At 65.7% G+C, this 19,779-nt stretch carries 18 protein-coding genes; 17 read left to right on the top strand and 1 reads right to left on the bottom strand.

The window, feature by feature from the left end; all coding sequences use genetic code 11:
• Window positions 1-60 precede the first annotated feature (60 nt).
• The 11 genes from map to glmM all read left to right on the top strand — a co-directional run bounded on the left by map (window position 61) and on the right by glmM (window position 8,400).
• A complete protein-coding gene (gene map / locus LOC57_RS01315) occupies window positions 61-885 on the top strand; it encodes a type I methionyl aminopeptidase (RefSeq protein WP_227912814.1) in 825 nt (274 codons plus the stop codon).
• A 283-nt stretch (window positions 886-1,168) separates the two neighbouring features.
• Window positions 1,169-1,390 (top strand): translation initiation factor IF-1, encoded by a 222-nt coding sequence (gene infA, locus LOC57_RS01310; protein ID WP_055239372.1) that lies wholly within the window; start codon window positions 1,169-1,171, stop codon window positions 1,388-1,390.
• Between the two features lie 84 nt (window positions 1,391-1,474).
• The gene (gene rpmJ / locus LOC57_RS01305; protein ID WP_012397712.1) at window positions 1,475-1,588 is read left to right on the top strand and encodes a 50S ribosomal protein L36; all 114 of its coding nucleotides are present in this window, start codon (window positions 1,475-1,477) and stop codon (window positions 1,586-1,588) included.
• A gap of 200 nt (window positions 1,589-1,788) precedes the next feature.
• Complete coding sequence (gene rpsM, locus LOC57_RS01300; RefSeq protein WP_146361124.1) at window positions 1,789-2,166, top strand: 30S ribosomal protein S13; 378 nt, start codon at window positions 1,789-1,791, stop codon at window positions 2,164-2,166.
• Window positions 2,167-2,231: 65 nt separating this feature from the next.
• On the top strand, window positions 2,232-2,633 hold the full coding sequence (gene rpsK / locus LOC57_RS01295) for a 30S ribosomal protein S11 (protein WP_049829160.1): 402 nt from the start codon (window positions 2,232-2,234) through the stop codon (window positions 2,631-2,633).
• Between the two features lie 181 nt (window positions 2,634-2,814).
• A complete protein-coding gene (locus LOC57_RS01290) occupies window positions 2,815-3,825 on the top strand; it encodes a DNA-directed RNA polymerase subunit alpha (protein ID WP_227912815.1) in 1,011 nt (336 codons plus the stop codon).
• A 65-nt stretch (window positions 3,826-3,890) separates the two neighbouring features.
• The gene (rplQ, locus tag LOC57_RS01285) at window positions 3,891-4,439 is read left to right on the top strand and encodes a 50S ribosomal protein L17 (RefSeq protein WP_229957665.1); all 549 of its coding nucleotides are present in this window, start codon (window positions 3,891-3,893) and stop codon (window positions 4,437-4,439) included.
• A gap of 38 nt (window positions 4,440-4,477) precedes the next feature.
• A complete protein-coding gene (locus LOC57_RS01280) occupies window positions 4,478-5,407 on the top strand; it encodes a tRNA pseudouridine synthase A (protein ID WP_227912817.1) in 930 nt (309 codons plus the stop codon).
• Between the two features lie 306 nt (window positions 5,408-5,713).
• A complete protein-coding gene (gene rplM / locus LOC57_RS01275; RefSeq protein ID WP_146361130.1) occupies window positions 5,714-6,157 on the top strand; it encodes a 50S ribosomal protein L13 in 444 nt (147 codons plus the stop codon).
• Window positions 6,158-6,196: 39 nt separating this feature from the next.
• Complete coding sequence (gene rpsI / locus LOC57_RS01270) at window positions 6,197-6,694, top strand: 30S ribosomal protein S9 (RefSeq protein ID WP_227912818.1); 498 nt, start codon at window positions 6,197-6,199, stop codon at window positions 6,692-6,694.
• A gap of 341 nt (window positions 6,695-7,035) precedes the next feature.
• Entirely contained in the window at window positions 7,036-8,400 is a 1,365-nt protein-coding gene (gene glmM, locus LOC57_RS01265) for a phosphoglucosamine mutase (protein ID WP_227912819.1), read from the top strand.
• 18 nt (window positions 8,401-8,418) lie between these two features.
• On the opposite strand, the gene coaA is transcribed toward glmM, so the two are convergent.
• Window positions 8,419-9,399: a type I pantothenate kinase gene (gene coaA, locus LOC57_RS01260; protein WP_442860699.1), complete on the bottom strand. Its 981-nt coding sequence runs from the start codon at window positions 9,397-9,399 to the stop codon at window positions 8,419-8,421.
• Window positions 9,400-9,523: 124 nt separating this feature from the next.
• Here coaA and glmS point away from each other — a divergent pair, with 124 nt between their 5' ends.
• The 6 genes from glmS (at window position 9,524) to treZ (ending at window position 19,637) form a co-directional block, all read left to right on the top strand.
• Complete coding sequence (gene glmS / locus LOC57_RS01255; protein WP_227912821.1) at window positions 9,524-11,410, top strand: glutamine--fructose-6-phosphate transaminase (isomerizing); 1,887 nt, start codon at window positions 9,524-9,526, stop codon at window positions 11,408-11,410.
• A gap of 11 nt (window positions 11,411-11,421) precedes the next feature.
• On the top strand, window positions 11,422-11,772 hold the full coding sequence (locus LOC57_RS01250; RefSeq protein ID WP_227912822.1) for a holo-ACP synthase: 351 nt from the start codon (window positions 11,422-11,424) through the stop codon (window positions 11,770-11,772).
• 10 nt (window positions 11,773-11,782) lie between these two features.
• Window positions 11,783-13,309 (top strand): NAD(P)H-hydrate epimerase, encoded by a 1,527-nt coding sequence (locus tag LOC57_RS01245; RefSeq protein WP_229957661.1) that lies wholly within the window; start codon window positions 11,783-11,785, stop codon window positions 13,307-13,309.
• A gap of 75 nt (window positions 13,310-13,384) precedes the next feature.
• The gene (glgX, locus tag LOC57_RS01240; protein WP_227912828.1) at window positions 13,385-15,574 is read left to right on the top strand and encodes a glycogen debranching protein GlgX; all 2,190 of its coding nucleotides are present in this window, start codon (window positions 13,385-13,387) and stop codon (window positions 15,572-15,574) included.
• The gene (gene treY / locus LOC57_RS01235) at window positions 15,571-17,901 is read left to right on the top strand and encodes a malto-oligosyltrehalose synthase (RefSeq protein WP_229957657.1); all 2,331 of its coding nucleotides are present in this window, start codon (window positions 15,571-15,573) and stop codon (window positions 17,899-17,901) included. Before glgX ends, treY begins: the two co-directional genes overlap by 4 nt.
• Entirely contained in the window at window positions 17,898-19,637 is a 1,740-nt protein-coding gene (gene treZ / locus LOC57_RS01230; RefSeq protein ID WP_229957655.1) for a malto-oligosyltrehalose trehalohydrolase, read from the top strand. Before treY ends, treZ begins: the two co-directional genes overlap by 4 nt.
• Window positions 19,638-19,779 lie beyond the last annotated feature (142 nt).

Genomic DNA, 19,779 nt, shown 5'->3' with positions numbered 1-19,779 from the left:
CGGCACGTGGCGAATGCCAGGCAGCGCCAAAGAGTTATCCGCTAGGAAGTTAGAAGACACATGTTCGGCCAGCCCCGGATCCAGTACAAGACAAATGAACAGATGCGCATCATGCGCGAAGCCGGCCTCGTGCTGATCTCCGCGCTTGACGCCGCCGTCAAGGCCGCCGATGTGGGCGTGAGTACCCGCGAGATCGACGCAGTATTCGCGGGGGTCCTGCGGGAAAAGGGAGCCACCTCCAATTTCCTGGGCTACCACGACTACCCGGCCACGGTCTGCACGTCGGTGAACGAAGAAGTTGTCCACGGCATCCCGGGGGACCGGGTGCTGCAGGACGGCGACATCATTTCCATCGACGGCGGCGCCGTGGTCCGCGGGTGGCACTCGGACTCGGCACGCACCGTGATTGTGGGTACCGCAGACCCCGAGGACCAGCGGCTCTCCGACGTCACCGAGGAAGCCATGTGGCACGGCATCGCCGCAGCCGCCAAGGGCAGGTTCGTGGGGGATATCGGAGCAGCCGTGGATGACTACGTCAGCGGGGTACCCGGCAAGCGGCTGGGGATCCTGGAGGACTATGTCGGCCACGGCATCGGCACCGAAATGCACCAGGCCCCGGATGTGCTGAACTACCGCACCGGCCACAACGGTCCGAAGCTGCGCCCGGGAATGTGCCTGGCCATCGAACCGATGCTGGTCCGCGGGAAGATCACCACCCGCACCTTGGATGATGACTGGACCGTAATCACCGAAGACGGCAGCCGGTCCAGCCAGTGGGAGCATTCCGTGGCAATTCACGAAAAGGGTATTTGGGTGCTGACCGCGCCCGACGGCGGTGCCTCCAGGCTTGAGCCGCTCGGCGTCACTCCGGTTCCCATCCCGTAGCGGGCGATCCATTGCCCATGCAGGCCCCGTTCCGGTTTGGAACGGGGCCTGCTCTCGTAGGGGAGCATCGGCTGTCCAGGCAGGATTCGGACTGGACAGGTGGAGCGATTTAACTTATGGGTCCTCTTCCCGTAGAGTTATCTGTTGGTTGTCTCTACATTCGTGCCCGGAATACCCGCCCTCGATGCCCTGTGCAGCGGAAGCGGTCTGCGGAACAGGTAGGGGAACCACAATCGAAAACCGTTCCCGGCTCAGGCCGGGGGCACAGACGTTAGCGGAGGATATGGCCAAGAAAGACGGCGTCATTGAGATCGAGGGCTCGGTCAACGAAGCCCTGCCCAACGCGATGTTCCGCGTTGAGCTGGCCAACGGCCACATTGTGCTCGCACACATCTCGGGAAAGATGCGTCAACACTACATTCGCATCCTCCCAGGAGACCGCGTTGTAGTGGAACTTAGCCCGTACGACCTCACCCGGGGTCGGATCGTCTACCGCTACAAATAAACCGCTGCAAAGACGGACGGCGGACCGGCCCAGCCGGCCTGCCCCACGTTGAAGCTCAACCCTGCAACCACGCAAAGGAACACCATGAAGGTACAGCCGAGCGTCAAGCAGATCTGCGATAAGTGCAAGGTGATTCGCCGTAACGGTCGAGTCATGGTGATCTGCGAGAACCCGCGCCACAAGCAGCGCCAGGGCTAATCAGCCGCTCTTCCGCCGAGGCCTGCAAGGGCAGCGGCAAGAGGGCCCCTTACACAGGGATCAGCCCACGCGTAGTTAATTGAATATGGCAGTGCAGCGTCAATACGCGTGACGCATACCCCCGGTACGGAGGCCGGGGACCTGGCAACAGGGACGCACTGCTTCAGACCTCCGGTAATAACCAAAGGAGAACCGCCGATATGGCACGTCTCGCTGGCGTTGACATTCCCCGCGAAAAGCGGGTAGTGATTGCGCTTACCTACATCTACGGCGTGGGCAAGACCCGTGCAGAGCAGACCCTTGCAGAGACCGGCATCAGCCCGGAAACTCGCGTCAAGGACCTCACCGACGCTGAACTCGTTCAGCTGCGTGACTACATCGAGGGCAACTTCAAGGTTGAGGGTGACCTCCGCCGTGAGGTGGCCGCCGACATCCGCCGCAAGGTCGAGATCGGCAGCTACCAGGGTATCCGCCACCGTCGTGGCATGCCCGTCCACGGTCAGCGCACGAAGACCAACGCTCGTACCCGCAAGGGCCCGAAGCGCACCGTTGCCGGTAAGAAGAAGGCCGGCCGCTAAACAGCGGTCTTACGGCCACGGCCCGAATCCGGGCCACCTAAACCAAACTCTTTGTAGGAGAAGTAATGCCCCCCAAGACTCGTGGAGCGGTCCGCAAGCCGCGTCGCAAGGATAAGAAGAATATCGCGCTCGGCCAGGCGCATATCAAGAGCACCTTCAACAACACCATCGTGTCCATCACGGACCCGTCCGGTGCTGTTATCTCATGGGCTTCCGCCGGTGAGGTTGGCTTCAAGGGCTCCCGTAAGTCCACCCCGTTCGCTGCTCAGATGGCTGCTGAAGCCGCTGCAAAGCGCGCACAGGAGCACGGCGTCCGCAAGGTCGACGTCTTCGTGAAGGGCCCGGGCTCCGGTCGCGAGACCGCCATCCGTTCGCTGCAGGCCACCGGCCTGGAGGTTGGCTCCATTCAGGACGTCACCCCGAGCGCGCACAACGGCTGCCGTCCCCCGAAGCGCCGCCGCGTCTAATCAGTCATTCGGTTCCGGTTCCCCCGGCGGGCAGGCCACTTCGGTGGCCGGCCCGCCGGAGGCCCACCGGTCCCGGGCACGTGGCTGTTAGCCGTCCAAGACGCCCGCGGAAGACCCGTCGTCGTCGTTTCCACCATTTGTGTTGCGTCATATAGCGGATGCTCGCTGAAAGGAAATGCAAGTGCTCATTGCACAGCGCCCTACCCTCACTGAAGAAGTCGTAGCCGATAACCGCTCACGGTTCATCATCGAACCCCTGGAGCCCGGTTTCGGTTACACCCTCGGTAACTCCCTCCGTCGTACCCTGCTCTCCTCCATCCCCGGTGCCGCTGTAACCAGCATCCGGATTGACGGCGTGCTGCACGAGTTCACGACGGTTCCCGGCGTCAAGGAAGATGTCACTGAGATCATCCTGAACGTCAAGAACCTCTCGGTTTCCTCCGAGCACGACGAGCCCGTTGTGGCGTACCTGCGCAAGCAGGGCCCCGGCGTGGTGACGGCTGCGGACATCGCTCCGCCGGCCGGCGTGGAGTTCCACAACCCCGACCTGCACATCGCCACCCTGAACTCGAAGGGCAAGTTCGAACTCGAACTGACCATCGAGCGCGGCCGCGGCTACGTGTCGGCCAGCCAGAACAAGTCCGGTGACCAGGAGATCGGCCGCATCCCGGTCGACTCCATTTACTCGCCGGTCCTGAAGGTGACCTTCCGCGTGGAGGCCACCCGTGTTGAACAGCGCACCGACTTCGATCGCCTGATCGTTGACGTTGAGACCAAGGATGCCATTGCACCGCGCGACGCCGTCGCCTCTGCCGGCACCACCCTGGTTGAACTGTTCGGCCTGGCACGTGAACTCAACACCGCCGCTGAAGGTATCGAAATCGGCCCGAGCCCCACGGATGCCGCACTGGCAGCCGACATGGCCCTGCCGATCGAAGACCTCGAGCTGACCGTGCGTTCTTACAACTGCCTCAAGCGCGAAGGCATCCACACGGTGGGTGAACTCGTTGCCCGCTCCGAGGCTGACCTGATGGACATCCGCAACTTTGGCGCGAAGTCCATCGATGAGGTGAAGGCAAAGCTGGTTGAACTGGGTCTGTCCCTGAAGGATTCCCCTCCCGGGTTCGACCTGGCCGCCCGTGCCGCAGCTATTGAAGAGGACGAGTCCGAATACTCGGACGACGAGCTCTAACTGAAGCAAATTCTTGCCGGCGGGCTTTGAAAGCACCGTACGGCACCGTTTGAGGAGAAAATGTAATGCCTACACCCACCAAGGGTAAGCGCCTCGGAGGCAGCCCGGCACACCAGCGCCTGATGCTGGCCAACCTTGCCGCGCAGCTGTTCGAGCACAAGCAGATCACCACCACGGTGACCAAGGCCAAGCGTCTGCGTCCCTACGCAGAACGCCTGATCACGTTCGCTAAGCGCGGGGACCTGTCCTCACGCCGCCGCGTCCTGGCCCTGATCTCCGACAAGGGCATCGTCCACGAGCTCTTCACCGATATTGCTCCGGCAGTGGCGAAGCGCGACGGCGGTTACACCCGCATCACCAAGATCGGCAACCGCAAGGGCGATAACGCTCCCATGGCTGTCATCGAACTGGTCCTGGAACCGCTTTCGGCCAAGCAGTCGGTTGTGGCCGAGGCCAACACCGCAGCTGCCGTAGCCGCTCCGGCTCCGGTCGAAGAGTCCGCCGATTCGGCTGAGTCTGCTGAATCAGCAGAGTCTGCCGATTCTGCTGACGAGGCAGTCGTTGTTTCCGAAGAAGCACCCGAAGCAGTCGTGGAGACCGAAGAGAAGAAGTAATTCTTCGCTGACGTCCCGGTGCCCTTAATATGGGTGCTATGACTCTTGAAAGGCCCGCCCTCCCTGAACCGGACGGCGGGCCTTTCCGCGTCCGGATGGACCTTGCCTATGACGGGGCGCCCTTCTCCGGGTGGGCCGCCCAGCCAGGCCTGTGGACCGTTCAGGGCCTCGTGGAGGATGCCCTGGCAGTACTGCTGCGCCGGCCGGTCCGTATTACCGTAGCGGGGCGGACCGACGCCGGCGTGCATGCCCGCGGGCAGGTGGTGCACTTCGATCTCACTGCCGCGGAATGGTACGGACTGGCCCGCGGAAGGGACCTGGATCCGGGCGTCTCCCTGCGGCGCAGGCTGCACGGAGTGCTGAACAAGGAGCTGACAATGGCGGCGCGGGAGGCCGGCCAGCAGCGGCGCGCAATAGATGCCCATGGCGGCGCCGTGGAGGTACTGTCGGCAGTCCCGGCCCCGGCAGGATTCGACGCCCGTTTCTCGGCCCTCTGGCGGCGGTACAGCTACCGGATATGTGACCTTCCCGAGAACCGGGACCCGCTGTCACGGCACACCACCCTCTGGTTCAAGGCACCCCTGGACATCGGGTTGATGAACCAAGCAGCGGACGGGGTACTGGGGATCCGGGACTTCCTTTCCTTCTGCAAGCCGCGCACCGGTTCCACCACCATCCGTGAACTGCAGGAGTTCAGTTTCAGCCGCGGCGCCGACGGGGTGATCACCACCCACATACAGGCGGACGCGTTCTGCCACAACATGGTCCGCTCGCTGGTAGGCGGCTCCCTGCTCGTCGGATCGGGGGAGCGGCGTCCGCAGTGGCTCGCCGACCGCCTCGCCGCCAGGATCCGGGACTCGAAATCGCTCCTCGCGCCGCCCCATCCGCTGGTCCTGGAAGAGGTCCGCTACCCGGCAGATGCGGAACTCGCCGGCCGGGCGGAACTGACCCGGGCACACCGCGAATAGCGCCGCGGCGGGCAGCCGTCGTAAAATGAGGGCAAATCCCATATCCCGGCACTGCGGCAGCTTTTGACCAACCTACGTAAGCAGGCTATTGTTTATAGTCGTTGTGCGTGTCCTACCTCGATAGGCCTATGCCCACGGGAGCGGCTCAGTTGCAGAGCCACCTGGCCCCGGGGAAATAGCCGAGATATCAGGACCACTGGTTACTTCAGTCCTCACCTGACCATCCGGTAACGCATAGAGAAGCTGCACTGTCCATGGCACCATGGCCAGCGCGCCACCTAAGAAGAAGAAACGAAGGCAAACACCGTGCGTACGTACACCCCGAAGCCCGGCGACATCAACCGCCAGTGGCACGTCATTGACGCCACCGACGTTGTCCTAGGCCGTCTTGCCAGCCAGACCGCAACACTGCTGCGCGGAAAGCACAAGCCGACCTTTGCTCCCCACATGGACATGGGCGATTTCGTCATCATCATCAACGCTGAGAAGGTTGCCCTCACCGGCGCCAAGCTCGAACAGAAGCGTGCCTACCGCCACTCGGGTTACCCGGGCGGCCTGTCCTCCGTCAACTACGCCGAACTGCTGGAAAAGAACCCGGTGCGCGCAGTTGAGAAGGCCATCCGCGGCATGCTGCCCAAGAATTCCCTGGCTGCTGACCAGATCAGCAAGCTGAAGGTCTACCGCGGTGCCGAGCACCCGCACGCCGCTCAGCAGCCCAAGACCTTCGAAATCACCCAGGTCGCCCAGTAGTTCTGGCCCGCCAACTAAAGAATTAATTCAAGGAGAATCGTGGCTCAGAACACTGAAGAGCTGAATGAAAACACCGAGGAGCTCACCAGCTACACCTCGGAATCCTCTGACTCGGTCCAGACCGCAGTCAAGGAACGCCCCGCCCTGACCGTCCCCGGCTCCGCCGTCGGACGCCGCAAGCAGGCCATTGCCCGCGTGCGCGTTGTCCCGGGTACCGGCAAGTGGATCGTCAACGACCGCGAGCTCGAAGACTACTTCCCGAACAAGCTGCACCAGCAGGAAGTCAACGAGCCGTTCAAGCTTCTTGACCTCGAAGGCGCCTACGACGTCATCGCCCGTATCCACGGCGGTGGCCCCTCCGGCCAGGCCGGTGCGCTGCGCCTCGGCGTTGCCCGCTCGCTGAACGAGATCGACCGCGAGAACAACCGCCCGGCCCTGAAGAAGGCAGGCTTCCTGACTCGTGACGCCCGCGTCATCGAGCGCAAGAAGGCCGGTCTCAAGAAGGCCCGCAAGGCCCCGCAGTACTCCAAGCGCTAAAAAGCGCCTACCCAAACTGCATTCGCTGGAGCGAATGCAGTTTGGGGCCCTCGGCGCTTTTTGGCGCTTGGCTCCACAAGCGCCCGGAACACTTCGTTACAGAAGCGCCGGTCAGGGTTCTATTGCACAAAAAGGCAGTCGCTGCGGCGGCTGCCTTTTTGTGCGTCACGGGAGCCCGCGGCAGAGGTGGGGCGGATTACCCCCACGCGTGTTTTTAGCCGCGCCGGGGGCCCTATCGGGGTGCCCGTTTCGGAGTCGGGACCGCACCGGTGGCAGAATGGGGCAGTAAGTTGCCCGTGTGCGGCTACCCGCTGTGGCTACAACCTGCTTGAGGATACGCAATGACTAGATTGTTTGGAACGGACGGTGTCCGTGGACTGGCCAATGGGCTGATCACCGCCGAAGTGGCCATGGGGCTCGCCCAGGCCGCCGCTGTCGTACTCGGCCACCGCCGCGTGGGCGAGGGCCGGCGTCCGGTGGCAGTGGTCGCACGCGACCCGCGGATCAGCGGTGACTTCATTTCCGCTGCCATGGAGGCAGGGCTGGCCAGCTCGGGCGTAGACGTCTTTGATGCAGGCGTGCTGCCGACCCCGGCCGCCGCGTACCTGGTGGCGGACCTCGGCGCCGACTTCGGCGTCGTTATTTCCGCATCCCACAACGCCGCCCCCGACAACGGCATCAAGTTCCTGGCCCGCGGCGGGCAGAAGCTGGATGACGCCGTCGAGGACGAGATCGAGGCGGAAATGTCCCGCCCCAGCCTGCGCCCCACCGGCAGCGAAGTGGGACGCATCCACCGCTTCGCCGACGCCGAGGACCGCTACGTGGTCCACCTGCTGCAGACCCTGCCCAACCGGATTGAAGGTCTCAAAGTTGTCCTCGACTGCGCGCACGGTGCCGCCAGCGGCTGCTCCCCGCAGGTCTTCGCCGACGCCGGGGCCGAGGTAGTGGTTATCGGAGCAGAGCCGGACGGCCTCAACATCAACGACGGCTACGGCTCCACCCACCTGGAGCAGCTGCAGGCCGCAGTTGTGGAGCACGGTGCGGACCTGGGCATTGCCCACGACGGCGACGCCGACCGCTGCCTGGCAGTTGACCACGAAGGAAACGTGGTGGACGGGGACCAGATCATGGCCATCATGGCCGTGGCCATGAAGGAAGCCGGCAAGCTCAAGGACAACGCCCTTGTGGCCACCGTCATGAGCAACCTGGGCTTGAAGCTGGCGCTGCGCGAAGCCGGCATCGCGCTTATCGAGACCGGAGTCGGCGACCGTTACGTGCTCGAAGGCATGCGCAGCGGCGGTTACAGCCTCGGCGGCGAGCAGTCCGGACACGTGATCTTCTCCGAATACGCCACCACCGGCGACGGCGTGCTCACCGGGCTGCAGCTGGCCGCCCAGGTGGCACGCACGGGCCGCACCCTGAAGCAGTTGGCCGGCGTCATGGAGAAGCTCCCGCAGGTTCTAATCAACGTCAAGGGCGTGGACAAGTCCGCCGTCGAAAGCAATGAACCCGTCCGGCAGGCCGTGGCCCAGGCGCAGGCAGAGCTGGGGGAGACGGGCCGCGTGCTGCTGCGTCCCTCCGGCACGGAGCCGGTGGTCCGGGTCATGGTGGAAGCGGCCGACACGGGCACTGCCTCCGCAACGGCCCGCCGCCTGGCCGATGCCGTGGAAGCCAACCTGGCGCTGAACGCCGGCGCCGCCGTCTAGCTTTCCGGCCCGCCGGACCTACGTCTTACGCAGCAGCATCCGCGTCACTGAGTGGTCCGCGTCCTTGGTCAGTACCAACTGGGCGCGGCCCCTCGTGGGCAGGACGTTTGTCACCAGGTTCGGTTCGTTGATCCGCTTCCAGATGTCCAGGGCGGTGGCACGGGCCTGCTCGTCCGTGAGCCCGGCGTACCGGTGGAAGTACGACGCCGGGTCCGCGAAGGCCCCGCTGCGCAGCGACTGGAACCGCTGGACGTACCACTCCTCGATGTAGGACGTGCGGGCGTCCACATAGATGGAAAAGTCGAAGAAGTCGCTCAGGGCCAGGCCCGCCCGCCCGTCCGCCCGGGTGCGTGCCGGTGCCAGGACGTTCAGGCCTTCGACAATCAGCACATCCGGGCGGCGAACCACCACTTCCTCGTCCGGCACGATGTCGTACGTCAGGTGCGAGTACTTCGGCGCCCGCACCTCCTCGGCGCCGCTCTTCACCGCACTGACAAAGCGCAGCAGCCGGCGGCGGTCGTAGGACTCCGGGAAGCCCTTGCGCTGCATCAGCCCCCGGCGCTCCAACTCCGCATTGGGATAGAGGAAACCGTCGGTGGTGATCAGTTCCACGTTCGGCGTCTCCGGCCACCGTCGCAGCATCTCGCGCAGCACGCGCGCCGTGGTGGACTTTCCCACCGCCACGGACCCGGCGACACCGATCACGAAGGGAGTGCGCGTGGTCTTTTCACCCAGGAACGTGGTGGTGGCGCTGTGCAGGCGCCCGGCGGCCGCGACGTAAAGGTTCAACAGCCGGGACAGGGGCAGGTAGACCTCGCGGATCTCCTCGAGGTTCAGCTGGTCGCCCAACCCGCGCAGGCGCAGGATGTCATCCTGGTTCAGAGGGGACCGGATCTCATGTGAGAGCCGTGACCAGGTTTTGCGGTCCAGCTCAACAAAGGGAGTGACACTGCCCTCGGGGGAGTGGTCGGGAAAGGGCTTCGCATGGCGTTCTGTCACCCTAGGAATTCTGCCCTGAAGCGCCTGCATTCCCAAACGGCCGCGGCGGCGGATCCCGCCGCGCAGCGCGGGCAGCCCGTCCGGGTTTTCAGCACTGCGACCACCTGCCGGTACTCTTATGGGTATGTGTGGAATTATTGGATATGCAGGCCGCCCGGGTGCCGTAAGCGGTACTGAAACTGCCGGCCACGGGGCCCTCGACGTTGTGATGGAAGGCCTGCGGCGGCTTGAATACCGCGGCTATGACTCGGCGGGCGTAGCTGTCCTGACCCCCCTGGGCATTGAGTACCGCAAGAAGTCCGGCAAGCTGGCCAACCTGGTGGCCGAACTCGAGGCTGCTCCGCTGCCGGCCGCCACCACCGGAATCGGCCACACCCGCTGGGCCACCCACGGCGGCCCGAGTGATGAAAACGCGCACCCCCACCTGGCGGACAACGGCCGCCTGGCCGTGATCCACAACGGGATCATCGAGAACTTCGCCGAGCTCAAGTCCGAGATGCTGGCCGCCGGCGCCGTGTTCGTGTCCGAAACCGATACCGAGGTAGCGGCGGCACTGCTCGCTTCGATCTACCGCGGCGAGGGCGGCGGGGACCTGACCCGTTCCATGCAGCTTGCCTGCCAGCGCCTGGAAGGCGCTTTCACCCTGCTGGCAGTGCACAACGATTCCCCCGGCACCGTGGTGGCAGCCCGCCGCAACTCCCCGCTCGTCGTCGGGCTGGGCGAGGGTGAGAACTTCCTGGGCTCGGATGTGTCCGGCTTCATTGACTTCACCCGCCGGGCCGTTGAACTGGGCCAGGACCAGGTTGTGACCATCACGCCGGACTCCGTGGATATCAGCGATTTCTTCGGGAAGCCCGCCGAAGGCACCGAGTTCCACGTGAACTGGGACGCTGCAGCCGCTGAAAAGGGCGGTTACGACTCCTTCATGGAGAAGGAAATCAACGACCAGCCGCAGGCAGTCGGCGACACCCTGCTGGGACGTTCCGACGCCGACGGCCGCCTGACCCTGGACGAGCTGCGCGTCAGCCCCGAGGACCTGAAGGCCGTCAACAAGATCATGGTCCTGGCCTGCGGCACCTCTGCCTACGCCGGGCAGGTTGCCAAGTACGCCATCGAGCACTGGTGCAGGATCCCCGTGGAGGTGGAACTCAGCCACGAGTTCCGTTACCGCGACCCCATCGTCGACTCCAACACGCTGATCGTGGCCATCTCCCAGTCCGGCGAGACCATGGATACCCTCATGGCCGTGCGCTACGCGAAGGAACAGGGCGCCAAGGTCCTGGCCATCTGCAATACCAACGGCTCCACCATTCCGCGTGAATCCGACGCCGTGCTCTACACGCACGCCGGACCGGAAATTGCCGTCGCATCGACCAAGGCGTTCCTGGCCCAGATCACCGCGGCGTACCTGCTGGGCCTGTACCTGGCCCAGATCCGCGGCAACAAGTTCCAGGGCGAGATCAAGGACATCCTGGCCGACCTGGCCAAGATCCCGGACAAGATCCAGCAGGTGCTGGACAACTCCGGCCAGATCAAGGACCTCGCGCAGCTGATGGCGGATACCGGTTCGGTGCTCTTCCTCGGCCGGCACGTCGGTTTCCCGGTCGCCATGGAAGGCGCCCTGAAGCTGAAGGAACTGGCGTACATCCACGCCGAGGGATTCGCTGCCGGTGAGCTCAAGCACGGTCCGATCGCCCTGATCGAGGAAGGCCAGCCCGTTTTCGTGGTAGTCCCCTCACCCCGCGGACGGGACTCCCTGCACGCGAAGGTGGTCTCCAACATCCAGGAGATCCGTGCCCGCGGCGCCAAGACCATCGTCATCGCCGAAGAGGGCGACGACGCGGTCAAGGCCTACGCCGAGCACATCTTCTACGTGCCGGAAACGCCCACGCTGCTGGCTCCGCTGCTGACCACCGTGCCGCTGCAGATCTTCGCCTGCGAACTGGCCACGGCCAAGGGCTTCGATGTGGACCAGCCGCGCAACCTTGCCAAGTCCGTCACCGTGGAATAGGGAGCTGCTGCGTGATTATTGGAATCGGCGTCGACGTTGTGGACGTGCCGCGCTTCGGGCGGCAGCTTGAACGCACGCCCGGGCTCCGGGCACGGCTGTTTGCGCCGGCGGAGCGGGAACTGAACCTCCGCTCCCTGGCGGCCCGTTTCGCCGCCAAGGAAGCCGTGGCCAAGGCGCTGGGGGCTCCGGCCGGCATGAACTGGCAGGACTGCCAGGTCCGGCTGGATCCGGCCGGTGCTCCGCAGCTGCAGATCGACGGAACCGTGGCCGCCGTGGCAGCGGGCAAGGGCGTGCGCACCTGGCACCTCTCGCTCAGCCATGACGGTGACGTGGCTACAGCAATGGTCATTGCCGAGGGCTAGGCTTTAGCGCATGATCAGTGCGTACACCGGGACGTCCGTCCGCCGTGCCGAGCAGCCCTTGCTGGCCGCCGGGCAGGGTGCCGAACTGATGCAGCGTGCAGCCTACGGGCTGTACGCTGCCACGGCCGCCGAGCTGGCTGCCCGACGCCGGATCTACGGTTCGCGCGTCGTCGTGCTGGCCGGGAGCGGCAACAATGGCGCAGACGCGCTGTATGCCGCGTCCCGCCTGGCCGCCCGCGGTGCGGCCGTGACGGCATTGCTGACATCTCAGGCAGCCCACTCCGAGGCCTTGGCGGCCGTCCGGGCCGAGGGCGGCCGGGTGGCAACCCTGGACGACCACAACGCTCCCGCCCTGGTTCGGGCCGTGCTGGCAGCGGACGCCGTCATTGACGGGGTCCTGGGTACCGGCGGCAGAGGCGGTCTCCGGGGTCCGGTACAGGTACTGGCGGAGGCGTTGAACTATCGCCCGCCGGGCTCCGGCCCCTTAGTGGTGGCCTGCGACCTGCCCAGCGGCGTGGACGCTGATTCCGGGCAAGCACCCGGTACCTGCCTGCACGCCGACCTGACCGTTACCTTCGGTGCGGTCAAAACGGGGTTGCTGGCCGGACCAGGTGCGGCGGCGGCCGGCCGGATCCGCTGCATCGATATTGGGCTGGGCCCGTACCTGGGCGCCCCCGAGGCTTTCCGGCTGCAGGACGAAGACCTCCCCGGGCTGCTGCCCGTACCGGGTCCCCGGGACCACAAATACAGCAGGGGTGTGCTGGGCATCGCCGCAGGCTCAGCCACCTACCCGGGCGCCGCGCTGATGGCCACGGGAGCAGCCCTGGCTACCGGGGCGGGGATGGTCCGCTACCTCGGCCCCGACTCCGTGGCCCGGCTGGTCAACCTCACGCATCCTGAAGCGGTCTGCAGTACCGGCACGGTCTCGCTCACGCACGTCCAGGCCTGGCTGGCCGGCCCCGGAGCCGGGGAGGACGAAGCCCAGCACCGGCGCGCGGCCGACGCCATGTCTTCGGGGCTTCCGGCAGTGATCGATGCCGATGCGATCGGCGGCGTGCGTCCCGGACTGCATGCCGGCGTCGTCCTGACTCCGCACGCCGGCGAGCTCACCGCGCTGCTGCGCTCCCTCGGCGAAGAGGCGGACCGGACGGGCATCGAAGCAGATCCCGTCCGCTGGGTCCGCCGGGCCGCGGAACTCACCGGTGCCACGGTGCTGCTCAAAGGCTGGGCCACGCTGGTCGCGGCGCCCACCGGCGAGTTGTACAGCCAGGCGGAAGCCACCCCGTGGCTGGCGACGGCGGGAAGCGGCGACACGCTTTCGGGAATCCTCGGCGCCCTGCTGGCCACCGACCGCACGCCTGGCGCCGAACGAGAGCCGGGCCACTACGCACGGCTGGCCGCAGCGGCCGCAAGCCTGCATGGCCGGGCAGGTGTCCTGGCGTCCGCCGCCGGACCCGTGGAACCCTCGCAGCTTGGCCCGCTGATCCGGTCGCTGGTCGCGGAATTCACCCCACGGCGAAACCCAAAATTCAAGTAAACACCGCGTCTGGGGTACAAAAGTAAGCAGACATATTAATTTTGGTGTTGTCAGGAACTAGTTCAGGAGCACTACATGGAAGTTTGGCCGGGAGATGCCTACCCGCTGGGCGCGACCTACGACGGAAACGGCACTAACTTTGCGCTGTACAGCGAAGTCGCGGACTCTGTCACGTTGTGTCTGTTTGATGAGGACGGCACCGAGCACCAGGTCCGGCTGACGGAGGTCGACGGGTATGTCTGGCACTGCTACCTGCCGCAGGTGCTGCCCGGCCAGAAGTACGGTTACCGCGTAGACGGGCCGAATGACCCGGAGAACGGCAACCGGTGCAACCCCAACAAGCTGTTGCTGGATCCTTACGCCAAGGCCGTGGCCGGTGAAATCGACTGGGACCAGTCGCTCTTCGGCTATAACTTCGGTGACGAGCATTCCCGCAACGACGAGGACTCCGCCGCGCACATGATGATGGGCGTCGTGATCAACCCGTTCTTCGACTGGGACGGCGACCGCAGGCCGAAGGTTCCCTACCACCAGTCGGTCATCTACGAAGCGCACGTCAAGGGCCTGACCGAGCTGCACCCCGATGTGCCCGAAGAACAGCGCGGCACGTACGCCGGCGTTGCGCATCCTTCGGTGATCGCCCACCTGCAGAAGCTGGGCATCACCGCCATCGAACTGATGCCGGTTCACCAGTTCGTCAACGACTCGACCCTGCAGGAAAAGGGACTGTCGAACTACTGGGGCTACAACACCATCGGTTTCTTCGCCCCGCACAACACCTACAGCGCCACCGGCGATCAGGGCCAGCAGGTACAGGAATTCAAGGCCATGGTGCGTGCACTGCACCTGGCTGGCATCGAAGTGATTCTGGACGTGGTCTACAACCACACGGCCGAGGGCAACCACATGGGCCCCACGCTGTCCTTCCGCGGCATCGACAACGCCTCCTACTACCGGCTGGTGGAGGACGACAAGCAGTACTACATGGACTACACCGGCACGGGCAATTCGCTGAACGTGGGCAACCCGCACTCGCTGCAGCTGCTGATGGACTCGCTGCGTTACTGGGTCACGGAAATGCATGTGGACGGTTTCCGCTTTGACCTGGCCTCGACGCTGGCCCGAGAGTTCTACGACGTGGACCGCCTGTCCGCCTTCTTCGAATTGGTGCAGCAGGACCCGGTAGTGTCACAGGTCAAGCTGATCGCCGAGCCGTGGGACGTTGGCCCCGGCGGCTACCAGGTAGGCAACTTCCCTCCGCAGTGGACCGAATGGAACGGCAAGTACCGCGACACGGTCCGCGATTTCTGGCGCGGAGAGCCCTCAACCCTGGGCGAGTTCGCCTCCCGCATCACCGGCTCGGCGGACCTGTACGAGTCCTCCGCCCGCCGCCCGGTGGCGTCCATCAACTTCGTCACCGCCCACGACGGCTTCACGCTGCAGGACCTCGTGTCCTACAACGAGAAGCACAACGAGGCCAACGGTGAGGACAACAACGACGGCGAGTCCCACAACCGCTCCTGGAACTGCGGCGTGGAGGGGCCCACGGATGATCCCGCGGTCCTGTCCCTGCGGGCCCGCCAGCAGCGCAACTTCCTTGCCACCCTGCTCCTGTCCCAGGGCGTGCCCATGATCGCCCACGGCGACGAGCTGGGCCGCACCCAGCAGGGCAACAACAACACCTACGCGCAGGACTCCGAGCTCAGCTGGATCAACTGGGAGACCATGGATGCTCCGCTGATGGAATTCACGGCAGCGGTGAACACGCTGCGCGCGGAGCACCCCACGTTCCGCCGGCGCCGGTTCTTCGACGGCCGTCCCGTGCGGCGCGGCGAGGGCGAGGCGCTGCCGGACATCGTCTGGCTGAACGAGGACGGTTCCACCATGTCCCCGGATGACTGGGACACTCCGGTGGCCCGGTCCCTGGGTGTCTTCCTCAACGGACAGGGCATTTCCGGGAAGGATACACGCGGACAGCGCATCACCGACCTGAACTTCCTGCTGTACTTCAACGCCCACGACGAGGCCGTGAAGATCACCCTTCCGTCCAAGGAATACGCCCCCATGTGGGACCTGGTGATCGACACTGCCGGAGAATACGCCGACTCGGAACCGGTGGCCGCTGACGGCCAGCTGACCGTGGCTGCCAAATCCATGGTGGTCCTGCGGGCCCACGCGGAGGAAGAGGAGCACGACCATTCGGTCGCCGCCTCCCTGGCAGCGCTGGCCGGATCCAAGGCGCACATGTCCGAGGGTGCGGTATGAGGACCCCGCTGTCCACCTACCGGCTGCAGATCCGCCCTTCCTTCACCCTGTACGACGCCGCTGAACTGGTGCCGTACCTCGCGGACCTCGGCGCGGACTGGGTGTACCTCTCGCCCATCCTGACCGCTGAAGAGGGGTCCGACCACGGCTACGACGTGGTTGACCCCTCCGCAGTGGATCCCGCCCGCGGCGGTGCGGACGGACTCCGGGCCCTGTCCGACGCCGCCCACGCAGCGGGCATGGGCGTGCTGGTGGACATTGTGCCCAACCACATGGGTGTTGCCACCCCGGCGGCGAACAAGTGGTGGTGGTCCGTGCTGGCCGAAGGCCGCGCCTCCCGCTACGCCGAAGCGTTCGACATTGACTGGGATGCGGCAGGCGGAAAGCTGCGCCTCCCCGTCCTGGGCGACGGCGAAAACGAACTGGAGCAGCTGAAGCTGGTGGACGGCGAGCTGCACTACTACGACAACCGCTACCCGGTGGCACACGGCACGGCGTCCGTTGGCGACTCGGCCGTGGATGTCCATGCCCGCCAGCACTACGAACTGGTGAACTGGCGCCGCGCCGACAACGAACTGAACTACCGCCGGTTCTTCGGGGTCAACACCCTGGCCGGCATCCGCGTGGAGGAGCAGTGGGTCTTCGACGAGGCCCACGCCGAAGTGAAGCGCTGGTTCGACGAGGGCCTGGTGGACGGCCTGCGGATCGACCACCCGGACGGCCTCGCCGATCCCAAGGGGTACCTCGCCCGGCTGCGGGACCTGACCGGAGGTGCCTACATCCTGGTCGAAAAGATCCTGGAGCCGGGGGAGGAGCTTCCCGCGGACTGGGAGACCGAAGGCACCACCGGTTATGACGCGCTCGCCGACGTCGACCGGCTGTTCGTGGATCCGGCCGGCGAGGACACCCTCACCGCCATGGTTCCCCTGGAGCCGTACGCCGACATGATCCACGGCACCAAGCGGGCCATCGCCGACGGGCTGCTCCACTCCGAGGTGCAGCGGCTGGTGCGGCTGCTGCCGGCCGGTTCCGGACTGGATTTCGCAACGGCCGCCGATGCGCTGGCGGAACTGCTGGCGTGCTTCCCGGTCTACCGGAGCTACCTGCCTGAAGGCGCCGGTTACCTGACCGACGCCGTTATTGCCGCCACGGTCCACAGGCCGGATCTTGCCGCGGCCCTGCAGACCCTGCACGGCCTCCTGGACCCGCTGCCCGGCGCCTCCGCTCCGGTGTCCCTGCAGGACCTGGGCGAGCTGGCAGTGCGTTTCCAGCAGACCTCCGGCATGGTCATGGCCAAGGGCGTGGAGGACACCGCGTTCTACCGCTATTCCCGGCTGACCTCGCTCAACGAGGTGGGCGCGGACCCGGCGCACTTTGCCGTGGCCCCTTCGCAGCTGCATGCCCGGCTGCTCCGCCGGCAGCTGGAACAGCCGGCAGCCATGACGGCACTGACCACCCACGACACCAAGCGCAGCGAGGACACCCGGGCCCGGATCTCGGTCCTGGCCGAGGTCCCGGACCAGTGGAGCGAAACCTTCACCCGTCTTGACGCCCTGGCGCCCATGGGCGACGGGCCGATGGCCAACCTGCTCTGGCAGGCCATCGCCGGCGCCTGGCCGCTGAGCCGGGAACGGGCCCATGCATATGCCGAGAAGGCATCGCGGGAAGCATCAGCCAGCACCACCTGGACCGCGCCCAACGCTGAATTCGAGGACCGGATGCATGCGGCCGTGGACGCCGCGTTCGACAACGCGGAGGTAAACGCGCTGATCACCGGTTTCGTGGAGCGGGTCAGGGAAGCCGGTTACAGCAATTCGCTTTCGGCCAAGCTCCTGCAGCTGGCCATGCCGGGAGTGCCCGATGTGTACCAGGGCACCGAATTCTGGGACCGCTCCCTGGTGGACCCGGACAACCGCCGTGCGGTGGACTACGCCCGGCGGCGCCGGACGGCGGCATCATTTGCCGACGCCGGCGTTCCGGCCGTGGACGAGGAAGCCGCGGCCAAGCTGCTGGTCACCTCCCGTGCCCTGCAGCTCAAGCGCGGCCGCCCCGAACTGTTCACCGGCTATGTGCCGGTGGCCGTGCACGGACCGGCTGCGGAACACCTGTTCGGATTTGACCGCGGCGGCGCGGTTGCCCTGCTGACCAGGCTGCCGCTGGGACTTGAACAGGCCGGCGGCTGGCAGGATACCGCCGTCGTGCTGGCTCCGGGCACGTACCGGGATGTCATCACGGGCAGTACGCACCACAGCAGCGGCCGGCTGGCCGCAGCGGAACTGTTTGGCACCTATCCGGTGGCACTGCTTGTTCGGGAGGACGGGGAATGAGGACCACTTTCGAGGTGTGGGCGCCCAAGGCCAACACCATGACGCTGCTGGCCGACGGCCGGCGCCTGTCGATGAGCCGCGGCGAGAACGGCTGGTGGCACGCCCAGCACGCCGAGCTCACCGAAGACGTCGACTACGGCTACCTCATCGACGATGCGGAAACTCCGGTTCCCGATCCCCGCTCCCGCCGGCAGCCCGAAGGAGTCCACGCCCTCTCGCGCACCTTCGACCCCGATCTGTTCCAGTGGCAGGACTCCGGCTGGGTGTCCCCGGGGCTCGACGGCGGCGCAATCTATGAAATGCACGTGGGCACCTTCACCCCCGAAGGCACGCTGGACGCAGCAATCGGCAAACTGGACTACCTGGTGGACCTGGGCGTCCGCTTTGTGGAACTGCTGCCGGTCAACGCCTTCAACGGTACGCACAACTGGGGTTACGACGGCGTGCTCTGGTACGCCGTGCAGGAAACCTACGGCGGGCCCGAGGCTTACCAGCGCTTTGTCGACGCAGCCCACCGCAAGGGCCTGGGCGTCATCCAGGACGTGGTGTACAACCACCTCGGACCCAGCGGCAACTACCTGCCGATGTTCGGCCCCTACCTCACGGAGGGGAAGTCGAACACCTGGGGCGACTCGGTGAACCTGGACGGGCCGCTGTCCGACGCCGTCCGCCAGTACATCGTGGACAACGTGCTGATGTGGTTCCGCGACTATCACGTGGACGGGCTGCGCCTGGATGCGGTGCACGCCCTGCACGACGAACGCGCCGTGCACATCCTCGAGGAGATGGCAGCAGCGACGGAGAACTGCGCAGAGACCCTGGGCAAGCCGCTGTTCCTTATCGCGGAGTCGGACCTGAACAACCCCCGTCTCATCACCCCGCGCAGCGTCAACGGCTACGGCCTCACCGGCCAGTGGTCCGATGACTTCCATCATGCAGCCCACACCAACCTCACCGGTGAAAACGGCGGCTACTACGCGGACTTCGACTCGGTCGGGGCGCTGGCGAAGGTCCTGCAGGAGGGGTTCTTCCACAACGGCACATTCTCTTCCTTCAGGGAACGCGGGCACGGCCGTCCGCTGGACAAGGACGTGGTGACCGCGCGCCAGCTGGTCACCGCCATCCAGAACCATGACCAAATCGGCAACCGGGCGGCAGGCGACAGGCTCAGCGCGACCCTGGGGTACGAGCAGCTCGCCCTTGGCGCGGTGCTGAGCCTGGCCTCCCCGTTCACCCCCATGCTGTTCATGGGGGAGGAGTTCGGTGCGTCTACCCCGTGGCAGTTCTTCACCTCCCATCCGGAACCGGAGCTGGGGAAAGCCACGGCGGAGGGCCGTCTGAAGGAATTCGAGCGGATGGGATGGGATCCGGACACGGTTCCCAATCCCCAGGATCCGGCAACCTTCACCAACTCGAAGCTGGACTGGTCCGAGGTGGAGCAAGGGAACCACGGACGGCTCCTGGACCTGTACCGCCGGCTCCTGACGCTGCGCCGGGAAACCCCCGACCTGATGGACCCGGACCTGCGCAACGTCAGGGTGGACTATGACGAAGCGGGACGCTGGCTGGTAATGCAGCGCGGGTCCACCGCGGTGGTCCTGAACTTCGCGGACACCCCCCGCGAGGTGCCGGTTCCGTTCGGGAAGCAGGTCGATATCCTGCTGGAAACCGGCCCGTCAGAGGTTTCCGGCGACGGCGTGCAGCTGCCCGCGTACGGCGCAGCCATCCTGGCCTGATAGCAGCACCGCAGCGTCCACTGCAGCCGGTGTCCCGCAGGTTATTCTCCTGCCGGGCGCCGGCTGCAGCGGATTAAGCCGTCCCGGAGACGGGCCGGGCCGGGGGGCACCGTGAGCGAGGCAACAGTGGCAGTATGGTGCC

The organism is Arthrobacter sp. zg-Y750 (assembly GCF_020907365.1).
GTDB lineage: Bacteria > Actinomycetota > Actinomycetes > Actinomycetales > Micrococcaceae > Arthrobacter_B.
The sequence above is the reverse complement of the archived record's forward strand: the minus strand, read 5'-3'. Positions and strand labels throughout refer to the sequence as shown.